Source organism: Hydrogenophaga sp. (genome assembly GCF_019264445.1).
Lineage (GTDB): Bacteria > Pseudomonadota > Gammaproteobacteria > Burkholderiales > Burkholderiaceae_C > Hydrogenophaga.
The window spans coordinates 95,651-105,840 of sequence record NZ_JAHVAB010000067.1; the positions used below are offsets into that span (position 1 = coordinate 95,651).

Here is a 10,190-nt window from a genome sequence, read left to right on the forward strand (position 1 = left end):
TCGGTGCATGAACAACATTCAGTTCTGGGGTGAAACCCTGCGCCTGCTGGTCGAGCTGGCCGCCACCGTGGCCTTCGCACTCTCCGGCATCCTGATGGGCGCGCGCATGCGGCTGGACGCCGTGGGCGTGGCGGTGGTCGGCTTCCTAGCCGCTTTCGGCGGTGGCACGGTGCGCGACCTGCTGCTGGATCAACGGCCTTTCTTCTGGGTGCGCCACGTCGAGATGCTCTGGGGTGTGCTGGGGCTGTGCGTGCTCGCCATGGCGTTCCTGCGAGGGCGCCACTTCAAGCTGACCGAACGCGCGATCCAGTGGCCCGATGCGCTCGGGCTGGGCTTGTTCACCGCCACTGGCGTGCACCAGGCGCTGCTGCTGGAGATGCCCGCACTGGTGGCCGTGCTGATGGGGCTGATCACCGGCGTCTTCGGTGGTGTGCTGCGCGACGTGGTCTGCAACGAGATCCCGACCGCCTTCAAGGACCACCGGCCCTACGCGCTGTGTGCCTTTGCCGGCGGCTGGCTGTATGTCGGGCTGTGGCAGCTCGAAGCGCCAGGGTGGGTGGCGCTGGTCGCCTGCGTGGTGTTCACCGCCGGTCTGCGCGGGCTGGCGCTGTGGCGCGACTGGCAGCTGCCCGCATGGAGGCTGTGAGCCGCCATGCATCCGGCGGCCATGGCGCTCAGACCCGCTCGATGATCAGCGCAATGCCCTGGCCCACGCCAATGCACATGGTGCACAGCGCGTAGCGGCCACCGGTGGCGTGCAGGCGGTTGACGGCGGTCGTGGCCAGGCGCGCACCGCTGGCCCCCAGCGGGTGCCCCAGCGCGATGGCACCGCCCCAGGCATTCACGCGCTCGTCGTCGTCCTTCAGCCCCAGCTGGCGCAGCACCGCCAGGCCCTGGGCCGCAAACGCCTCGTTGAGCTCGATCACGTCGAGTTGTTCGAGCTTCAGGCCCGTGAGCGCCAGCACCTTCTGCGTGGCCGGCGCCGGGCCGATGCCCATCACGCGCGGCGCCACGCCGGCCGTGGCCATGCCCACGATGCGCGCCTTGGGGCTCAGGCCGTTCTTCGCTGCCGTGGCCTCGTCGGCCAGCAGCAGCGCGCAGGCGCCATCGTTCACGCCGCTGGCGTTGCCCGCGGTCACCGTGCCATCGGGCTTGACCACGCCCTTGAGCTTGGCCAGCGCTTCCAGGCTGGTCTCGCGTGGGTGCTCGTCCTGCGCCACCACGAGCGCATCGCCCTTCTTCTGCGGGATCGTCACCGGCACGATCTCGCGCGCCAGGTGGCCGGCTTTCTGCGCGGCCACGGCCCTCTGCTGGCTGGCCAGGGCCATGCGGTCCTGCGCCTCGCGCTCGATTCCGTAGTCCACCGCCACGTTTTCGGCCGTCTCGGGCATGGAATCCACACCGTACTGGGCCTTCATGAGCTTGTTGACGAAGCGCCAGCCGATGGTGGTGTCGTACACCGCGTTGGCGCGGCTGAAGGCGCTCTCGGCCTTGGGCATGACGAACGGGGCGCGGCTCATGCTCTCCACGCCGCCGGCGATCATGAGGCCGGCTTCGCCGGCCTTGATGGCGCGCGCGGCCGAGCCCACGGCATCGAGCCCGGAGCCGCACAGGCGGTTGATGGTGGCGCCGGGCACCTCCAGGGGCAGGCCCGCGAGCAGGCCGGCCATGCGCGCGACGTTGCGGTTGTCTTCGCCCGCCTGGTTGGCGCAGCCGTAGAGCACGTCGGCCACGGCGGCCCAGTCCACGCCGGGGTTGCGCTGCATCAGCGCCTTGATGGGCAGGGCGCCGAGGTCGTCGGTGCGCACGCTGGAGAGGGCGCCGCCGTAGCGGCCGAAGGGGGTGCGAATCGCGTCGCAGATGAAGGCTTGGGTCATGGGGGTGCTCCTCGGGTCGAGCCGAGACTGTAACCAAGCCCGGCGCAGGGGCGGGTCGCGTGCGCGAAAATCACTTTCTCATGTTCAATCCCACCCAAGCCGATGTGCGCCGTTTCTTCTGTGCGGTGCACCACAAGCAGTTGCTGCAGCAACCCATGGAAGCCATCGAGATGCTCGCTGCCCAATGGATCACCGAGCACCCCGAACACCATGCCGAGCTGGCCGATGTGGATGCCGCGCTCGCCCGCCTCGGCGAACCGGGCACCGGTCAGGACAGCCCCTTTTTGCACCTCTCCATGCACCTGTCGATCAGTGAGCAATGCAGCATTGACCAGCCACCCGGCATTCGCCAGGCGGTGGAGTTGCTGACCGCGCGCCGCGGCGACCTGCACCAGGCGCACCACGAAGTGATGGAGTGCCTGGGCACCATGCTCTGGGAAAGCCAGCGGGCAGGACGCCCGCCCGACGGGCAGGCCTACATCGACGCCGTGCGCCGCCGCGCCACCCGCGACTGACCACAAAAAAAGCCGCTCGGTGAGCGGCTTTTTTTCAGGGGTGGCGTCGGCTTAGCGGAAGCGCGACTGGGGCACCACCTTGAGTTCGCCTTCGACCGTGGACAGGTACTTGGCGATCTCGCGCATTTCAGCGGGCGTGTACTGCTTGGCGATGCCGGCCATGATGCCGTTTGAGCGGCCGATCATGCTGTTGCCTTCCACGGTGTACGACTTGAGTGCGACGAACAGGTAATCGGCATGCTGGCCGCCGATCTTGGGGTAGCTCGGATCGATTGGCTTGCTGAAGTTGGCGCCGTGGCACGAAGCACAAGCGCCCTTTTCAATCAGCGCGGCTGCCGTGGTGCTGGCGGTGCGCGGGGTATCGGGTGCGGCTTTGCCTGCTTGGGAAGCGTAGAAAGCGCCCAGATCCGCCATGTCCTGCTCGCTCAGGGAGCCGGCGATGCCGCGCATGGTGGGGTGCTTGCGGTCGCCCTTCTTGTAGGCGGTGAGCGCGGACACGATGTACTTGTCCGATTGGCCCGAAATCATCGGCACCTTGTGGATTTCGGGAAAGCTGTTCTGGTAGCCGGGGATGCCGTGGCACCCGATGCACATTTCGGCCTTTTTCTGACCGGCCTGCACGTCACCCGTCACGCCCTGGGCGTGGGCGGCCATGGCCACCGCGGAGAGCGTCGCAGCGGCGACAAGGGTACGGGCGATCGTGGACAACAGTTGGATCATTTTGCAAGCACAATGAATGAGGCATTGATAAAAATCAACCGCCGATTATATAGACTGGTCTGGCCGCTCACCGCAGAAACACCCCGGTGGCGGGCGCCTGTCGGTCCAGCCCCTGACCACCCGCGCCGCGGCACTGCAGCGGCCACTGTCCCACTTTCCAGCGAAGCGTTCCATGAAATTTCAAGGCTCTGAAAACTACGTCGCCACGCAAGACCTGATGCTGGCGGTGAATGCGGCGATCACCCTCAAGCGCCCCTTGCTCGTCAAGGGCGAGCCCGGCACCGGCAAGACCATGCTGGCCGAGGAAGTGGCCAGCGCCTTGAAGCTGCCCCTGCTGCAGTGGCACATCAAGAGCACGACCAAGGCGCAGCAGGGCCTGTACGAGTACGACGCGGTGAGCCGCCTGCGCGATTCGCAGCTGGGCGACGAGCGTGTGAAAGACATCCACAACTACATCGTCAAGGGCGTGCTCTGGCAGGCCTTCACGGCCGACCAGCCGGTGGCGCTGCTGATCGACGAGATCGACAAGGCCGACATCGAGTTTCCGAACGACTTGCTGCGCGAACTCGACCGCATGGAGTTCTACTGCTACGAGACGCACGAGATGATCCGCGCCAAGCACCGCCCGCTGGTGTTCATCACCTCCAACAACGAAAAAGAACTGCCCGACGCCTTCCTGCGCCGCTGCTTCTTCCACTACATCAAGTTCCCCGATGCCGAGACCATGCAGCGCATCGTCGACGTGCACTTCCCCAAGCTCAAGAAGGAGCTGCTGGCGGCGGCCATGAAGACCTTCTACGACGTGCGCAACCTGCCCGGCCTGAAGAAAAAGCCCAGCACGTCGGAACTGCTGGACTGGCTCAAGCTGCTGATGGCCGAAGACATTCCGCTGGAAGCACTGCAAAGCACCGACAGCAAGGTGAGCGTGCCGCCGCTGGTGGGCGCGCTGCTGAAGAACGAGCAGGACACCACGCTGTTTGAAAAGCTGGTGTTCATGAACCAGCGCAACCGCTGAAAGCGCGGCATGGCTTTTGTGGAGCCTGTCACCCTGCGCGCCAACGGCATCGCCCTGGTGCCGCTCTCGCCCGACCACGAGGACGGCCTGCGCACCGCGGCGGCAGACGGTGAACTCTGGACACTGCGCATCACCTCGGTGCCCGAACCCCATGAGACGCGTGGCTACATCGAGACCGCGCTGAAGATGCGCGAAGAAGGCCACCGCTTCGCCTTTGCCGTGACCGACGAGGCCAGCGGCAAGGTGCTGGGCAGCACGAGCTTTCACGACATCCTGCCCGCCGTGAAGCGCGTCGAGATTGGCTACACCTGGTACGCGCGCAGCGTTCAACGGACCCACGTCAACACCACCTGCAAGCTGCTGATGATGGGCCATGCCTTTGACACCCTGGGCTGCCATGTCGTGGGCTGGCGTACGGACAACTACAACTTTGCGTCGCAGAAGGCCATCGAGCGCCTGGGCGCGAAAAAGGACGGTGTCATCCGCGGCCACGCCTTGCGCCGCGACGGCACCATCCGCGACACCGTGATGTACAGCATGCGCTCGGGCGAATGGCCCGAAGCCCACGCACAGTTGCGGTACCTGCAGGCCCAGCGCGCCTGAAACCGGGAGATCGCCATGCTGATCGACTTCTTCTACACCTTGCGTTCGGCCAAGCTGCCGGTCTCCGTCAAGGAGTACCTCATGCTGCTGGAGGCTTTGCAGGCCGATGTGGTGGGCCCGCGCAACCCCGAGGCGTGTTCGATGGACGACTTCTACTTCCTGGCGCGCACCGCGCTGGTGAAGGACGAAAAGCACTACGACAAGTTCGACCGCGCCTTCGCCGCCTACTTCAAGGGCGTGGAGATGATCGCGGACTTCACCAAGCCGATTCCGGCCGACTGGCTGCGCCAGGAAATGGAACGCATCCTGTCCGAGGAGCAGAAGGCCAACGCGCCCAAGATGGACTGGGACGAGCTCATGGAGACGCTGAAGAAGCGGCTGGAAGAGCAGAAAGAGCGCCATGAGGGCGGCAGCAAGTGGATCGGCACCGGCGGCACCTCGCCCTTTGGCAATGGCGGGCAGAACCCGCAGGGTGTGCGCATTGGCGGCAAGGGCGGCAACAAGACCGCGGTGAAGGTGTGGGACCAGCGTAGCTACCGCGATTACGACGACACGCAGGAGCTGGGCACGCGCAACATCAAGGTCGCCCTGCGCCGGCTGCGCAAGTTCGCGCGGGAGGGCAACGACCTGGAGCTCGACCTGCCCGACACCATCCGCGCCACCGCCGCCAATGCCGGCTACCTGGACATCAAGATGATCCCGGAGCGGCACAACAATGTGAAGGTGCTGCTGCTCATGGACGTGGGCGGCACCATGGACGAACACATCCAGCGCGTCGAGGAGTTGTTCTCGGCCGTCAAGAGTGAGTTCAAGCACCTGGAGTTCTATTACTTCCACAACTGCGTCTACGACTTCATGTGGAAGAACAACCGGCGCCGCTATGCGGAGAAGTTCCCGACCTGGGACATCATCCGCAAGTACAACAAGGACTACAAGCTGATCTTCGTGGGCGACGCGACCATGAGCCCCTACGAAATCCTGCAACCGGGCGGCAGCGTCGAATACAACAACGAAGAGGCCGGCGCCGAGTGGCTGCAGCGCCTCACGCACGCATTTCCCAAGTTTGCGTGGATCAATCCGGAACCTCAAGGCGTGTGGCAGTATCGACAGAGCATCAGCGTGATTCAGCAACTGATGGGCCAGCGGATGTTCCCGCTGACCTTGAAGGGGCTCGAAGACACGATGCGCATGCTCTCGAAATAACGGCCGAATGAAATCTTTTCTCCCGGGCCGTGCCCTCTGGGCATGGCCCTCTGTTTTTTGCGTGGCGCTGCTGTGGCCACCGGGTGCCGTTGCGCAGACGTCTGCAGCCCCCGTGCTCAATGTGCCCGACAGCGCGGCCGACGCGGACGACACCGCCAACGACGCGCCGGACAGCAGCGCCGAGACGCGCCGTGCGCGCGCAGCGAGACCCGCCGCAGGCCCGCGATTCGAGGTCGACATGCAGGCGCCCGACGCCATGCGCGATTTCCTGTTGCGGCACATGGAAGTGCAGCGCTACCGCGAGCTGCGCAACCTCGACGCCAACGAACTCGGCCGCCTGCTCGCGCAGGCACCGGCCAACCTGCGCGAGCTGCTCGCCACGCTGGGGTACTTCTCACCCAGCGTCGAGGTCGTGCCACCGCCTGGCCTGGGCGAGGCGGCGGCCGATACCGGCGCGGTCAACCGCAACGCCCCGCCGCCTTCGCTGGGCACCATCACCGTCAAGGTCGACCCGGGACCGGTCACGCAGGTGGCCTCGGTCACGGTGTCTTTCGTGGGCGACATCGCCACCGCGCCACAGGCCGAGGCGCAGCGCGCCGAGATCCAGCGCGAGGCCGGCCTGATTGCCGGCCTGCCTTTTTCGCAAGCCGACTGGGACAGCGCCAAGACCGCCGCGCTGCGCCGCCTGATCGCGCAGCGCTACCCCTCGGGCCGCGTGCAGAACAGCCTGGCCGACATCGACTCGCAAACGCACCAGGCGCGGCTCTACATCGAGCTCGATTCCGGCAAGGCCATGCGCATGGGCGACGTGATGGTGCAAGGCGCCGAGCGCTACGACGCGGTGACCGCCGAGCGGCTGGTGCGCCTCTCGGGCCTGACGCCGGGCAGCGACTACGACCTGGAGAAGCTGCAGGACGCGCAGCGCCGCATTGCTGAAAGTGGCTACTACGACTCGGTGTTTGTGTACGTGGAGCCCACCACCGATGGCGACACCTTGCCCGTGATGGTGCAGCTGCGCGAGGCCAAACGGCAAAAGGTGGTGATCGGTGTGGGCGGCAGCACCGACAACGGTGCGCGCCTGTCGCTCGAACACACGCACAACAGCGTGCCCGGCATCGGCTGGCGTGCGGTGAGCAAGCTGCAGCTCGAGCGTATCGACCAGCTGGCCAGCACCGACTGGAGTTCCACACCCAACAACGATGGCTGGCGCAAGATCGTTGGCGCACAACTGGCCAAACAGCTCGACGACTTCACCACCACCAGCAGCCAGCGTTTGCGCGCAGGGCAGACGCAGCTGGGCGTGGAGTACGACCGCAGCTTCTACCTGCAGTACGACCGTGCCCGCGTGAGCAGCAGCCTGGTGAGCGCCACAGCACAAGAAGAAGCCAAGTCCTCCATCAGCGCCAACTACGCGTGGACCCGGCGCCGTTTTGACGACCTGGTGTTTCCGCACCGCGGCTACGGGCTCGCGGTCGAACTGGGTGCCGGCTACACGCTCGGCACCACACGCCTGCCGTTTGGCCGCACGCAGGCGCGCTGGCTCACGTACTGGCCGCTGGGCGCGATCGCCCAGGTGGCCGACCCCGTGCCCGGGCAGCCGCGCGACGTGACCTCGCCCACGCGGCGCACGCAGCTGGGGCGTCTGGCGCTGCGCGTGGAGGGCGGCGCGGTGGTGGCTCGCGATTCGGCGCCGATTCCCGACACCCAGCTCTTCATCACCGGCGGCGACAACACGGTGCGCGGCTACGGCCTGCGCGACATCGGCGTGCCGCGCGCCGACGGCAGCATTGGCCCGGGCCGCTACAAGGCCGTGGTGAGCCTGGAATGGCAGCGCCCGATCTGGAACGCCGACCAGCGCTCCAACTGGGAAAACGTGCTCTTCATCGACGGCGGTGCCATCGCCAACAAGGCGGGCGACCTCAAGCCCGTGTGGGGCGTGGGCACGGGCATCCGCTACAACAGCCCGGTCGGGCCGCTGCAGCTCGACCTGGCCTACGGCCTGGAGACGCGGCGCTTTCGCATCCACCTGAACGTGGGCTTCACGTTCTGACGCCGGCATGAGCGACACGCCCGACACCACCGCCCCGCCGCCTTCGCGCATCGGCCGCGCCGTGCGCTGGGTGTTCGGCGCGCTCGCTGCGCTGGTGTTGCTGACGCTGCTCGGGTTCGGCCTGTGGGCGGCGTCGCCCGGTTCGCTGGCACAGGCGCTGGGCTGGGGCCAGTCGTTCATGGCGAAACAGGGCCCCGAAGCGGGCACGCTGGCGGTGGACGGCGTGCAGGGCAGCCTGTTGCGCGGGGGCCAGATCGCGCGGCTGCAGTGGCAGCGCGACGGCCTCTCGGTACAGGCCACCGACACGCGCCTGGGTTTGAGCGCCTGGTTCTGGGCCGACGCGCTGCTCGGCCGCGGCGTGCGGCTCTCGCAGCTCGACATCGGCCGCCTGCAGATCGATGACCAGCGCCCACCCACCCCCTCGGCGCCGCCCGAGCCCCTGCGACCCATCACGCTCCCGCTCCCGGTGACGCTGCCCTGGTCCATTGGCGAGCTGGTGATGGCGGGCGCCTCGCCCATCACGGTGAGTGGTCTCAAAGGCCAGTACCGCTACCGCGCCGCCGACCGCGCCTGGAACCTCGGCGTGGCCGACGCGCACCAGTTCGATCTGGAGAGCGCACAAGTCGCCGGCGGGCAATACCAGCTCCGGGCACTGCTGGGCGCGCAAGCCCCCATGCCGCTGCGCGTGGACGCCAGCGGCGAGGTGCCCACCACCGTGCCGGGCGGACAGGCCGTGGTGCTGGAAGCCATCGCCAGGATCACGGGCACCTTGGCCACCACCGACGCGGCGCTGGACGCCACCGCCAGCGTGAAAGCCGCGGGCAGCGCGGCCCCGGCCGATGCCCCCACGCTCGACGCACAGGCCCGCCTGCGCCCCTGGCGCCCGCAGCCGGTGGACACCGCCGACGCCACCCTGAACCGCATCGACCTCGCCGCCTTCTGGCCGCAAGCACCCGTGACCCAGCTCAGCGGCACCGTGAAGGCGCAGCCCGACGGTGACGCCTGGCGCGCCGAGCTGCGCCTGGCCAACACCGCCAGCGGCCCGGCCGACCGGCAACGCCTGCCGCTGGACCGGCTGGAAGCCGCGCTGGAACAACGCGGCCCGCGCTGGACACTTTCGCGGCTGGACGCTCAGCTGGGCAGCGGGCGCGTGCAAGGCCAGGGCCAATGGGCACCGGCCACCGGCGCGCAGGCCTCGCCCCTGGGCGCCTGGCAGGGCGAGATCAAGGCCACCCGCCTCAACCCGGCCCAGCTCTGGAGCAGCATCGCGCCCGCCGCGCTCGACGGCACCGTGAGCGCGCGCACGGTCGACGCCGACACGGCGCGCGCGTCCATCGACATCGGCGCCCGCGTGCAGCCCTCGGGCGTGCAACCCAAGGCCGGCGCGCTCGACGGCGTGCGGCTGCGCGAGGTGGACGTGAAAGGCCGCTGGCGCCCGCGCGCAGACGACGCCACACAAGGCGTGCTCGAACTGCGCTCGGCCCGCCTGAGCGCCGCCGACGCCACCCTCGACGCCAAGGGCACGTTCGACACCCGCGCGCGCAGCTTTGACGGCGACGTGTCGGTGCAAGTGCCCGGCGCACAAACCACCTGGAAAGGCCAGGCCGCACATGCCACGGGCAACGGCCAGCTCGACCTGAACCTGGCGGACGCCAGCCGCGTTCTCGGCTGGGTGCGCAGCCTGCAGACCCTGCCCGTGGTGGGCCCGCAGATCCGCACGGCGCTCGACGCACAACCCGGCCTGCAGGTCGAAGGCAGCGCCCGCCTCAACGCCGCGTGGCAAGGCGGGCTCGGCGCCCTGGGCTATCCCGCGCCGGCCACGGGCGCGGCCGCAGCCGCTGCGCCGCGCCTGCAGGTGGGCCTGGACGCGCCGCGCCTGCGCGTCACGCGCGAAGTGGCCACGGCCAACGCCGCCAACCCCACGACCACGCAGCAGATCAACCTCAGCGCCCTCAGGCTGCAGGCCAGCGGCCCGCCCGAGCGCCTGGCCTTGAGCCTGGCCGGGCAGGTCGAGCAGTCGCCCTGGCGCGCCACGCTCGACACGCAGGGCGTGCTGCAGCTGGGCACGGCGCGCCAGCCCGACTGGGACACCGGCCGCCTCGAACTCGGCCGGCTTAAGCTGCAGGCCATCGACAGCGCACGCACCGACCGCACGGTGGAATGGACGCTGGAGAGCGCCGCCGCGCTCAACCTGCAATGGCAGGGCG

The 10,190-nt window shown here is 68.2% G+C and carries 8 protein-coding genes and 1 pseudogene; 7 read left to right on the forward strand and 2 right to left on the reverse strand.

What is annotated here, in order from left to right; genetic code table 11:
* Window positions 1–7 precede the first annotated feature (7 nt).
* Window positions 8–646, forward strand: a complete 639-nt coding sequence (locus tag KXJ60_RS14670; RefSeq protein ID WP_291129400.1) for a trimeric intracellular cation channel family protein — start codon at window positions 8–10, stop codon at window positions 644–646.
* A gap of 28 nt (window positions 647–674) precedes the next feature.
* Here KXJ60_RS14670 and pcaF read toward each other — a convergent pair whose 3' ends face one another.
* Window positions 675–1,877, reverse strand: coding sequence for a 3-oxoadipyl-CoA thiolase (pcaF, locus tag KXJ60_RS14675; RefSeq protein WP_291129403.1), 1,203 nt, complete (start codon window positions 1,875–1,877; stop codon window positions 675–677).
* Window positions 1,878–1,957: 80 nt separating this feature from the next.
* Between pcaF and KXJ60_RS14680 the strand changes: the two genes are divergently transcribed.
* Window positions 1,958–2,392: a DUF1841 family protein gene (locus KXJ60_RS14680; protein ID WP_291129413.1), complete on the forward strand. Its 435-nt coding sequence runs from the start codon at window positions 1,958–1,960 to the stop codon at window positions 2,390–2,392.
* A 51-nt stretch (window positions 2,393–2,443) separates the two neighbouring features.
* Here KXJ60_RS14680 and KXJ60_RS14685 read toward each other — a convergent pair whose 3' ends face one another.
* The gene (locus tag KXJ60_RS14685; RefSeq protein ID WP_291129445.1) at window positions 2,444–3,046 is read right to left on the reverse strand and encodes a c-type cytochrome; all 603 of its coding nucleotides are present in this window, start codon (window positions 3,044–3,046) and stop codon (window positions 2,444–2,446) included.
* 238 nt (window positions 3,047–3,284) lie between these two features.
* On the opposite strand from KXJ60_RS14685, the gene KXJ60_RS14690 reads away from it, so the two are divergent.
* The 5 genes and pseudogenes from KXJ60_RS14690 to KXJ60_RS14710 form a co-directional block, all read left to right on the forward strand.
* Window positions 3,285–4,127: a MoxR family ATPase gene (locus tag KXJ60_RS14690; RefSeq protein WP_291129423.1), complete on the forward strand. Its 843-nt coding sequence runs from the start codon at window positions 3,285–3,287 to the stop codon at window positions 4,125–4,127.
* Between the two features lie 9 nt (window positions 4,128–4,136).
* Window positions 4,137–4,730, forward strand: coding sequence for a GNAT family protein (locus tag KXJ60_RS14695; RefSeq protein WP_291129432.1), 594 nt, complete (start codon window positions 4,137–4,139; stop codon window positions 4,728–4,730).
* Window positions 4,731–4,745: 15 nt separating this feature from the next.
* Window positions 4,746–5,933: a VWA domain-containing protein gene (locus KXJ60_RS14700; RefSeq protein WP_291129434.1), complete on the forward strand. Its 1,188-nt coding sequence runs from the start codon at window positions 4,746–4,748 to the stop codon at window positions 5,931–5,933.
* 7 nt (window positions 5,934–5,940) lie between these two features.
* A complete protein-coding gene (locus tag KXJ60_RS14705; protein WP_291129437.1) occupies window positions 5,941–7,983 on the forward strand; it encodes a BamA/TamA family outer membrane protein in 2,043 nt (680 codons plus the stop codon).
* A 7-nt stretch (window positions 7,984–7,990) separates the two neighbouring features.
* Window positions 7,991–10,190 (forward strand): annotated as a pseudogene (locus tag KXJ60_RS14710) (hypothetical protein); the annotation flags it as partial.

What these genes read in the sequence shown, in the direction of transcription:
- KXJ60_RS14670 (WP_291129400.1), top strand. Translation starts at nt 8, where the DNA reads ATGAACAACATTCAGTTCTGGGGTGAAACCCTGCGCCTGCTGGTCGAG.
- pcaF (WP_291129403.1), bottom strand. Translation starts at nt 1,877, where the DNA reads ATGACCCAAGCCTTCATCTGCGACGCGATTCGCACCCCCTTCGGCCGC.
- KXJ60_RS14680 (WP_291129413.1), top strand. Translation starts at nt 1,958, where the DNA reads ATGTTCAATCCCACCCAAGCCGATGTGCGCCGTTTCTTCTGTGCGGTG.
- KXJ60_RS14685 (WP_291129445.1), bottom strand. Translation starts at nt 3,046, where the DNA reads ATGGCCGCCCACGCCCAGGGCGTGACGGGTGACGTGCAGGCCGGTCAG.
- KXJ60_RS14690 (WP_291129423.1), top strand. Translation starts at nt 3,285, where the DNA reads ATGAAATTTCAAGGCTCTGAAAACTACGTCGCCACGCAAGACCTGATG.
- KXJ60_RS14695 (WP_291129432.1), top strand. Translation starts at nt 4,137, where the DNA reads ATGGCTTTTGTGGAGCCTGTCACCCTGCGCGCCAACGGCATCGCCCTG.
- KXJ60_RS14700 (WP_291129434.1), top strand. Translation starts at nt 4,746, where the DNA reads ATGCTGATCGACTTCTTCTACACCTTGCGTTCGGCCAAGCTGCCGGTC.
- KXJ60_RS14705 (WP_291129437.1), top strand. Translation starts at nt 5,941, where the DNA reads ATGAAATCTTTTCTCCCGGGCCGTGCCCTCTGGGCATGGCCCTCTGTT.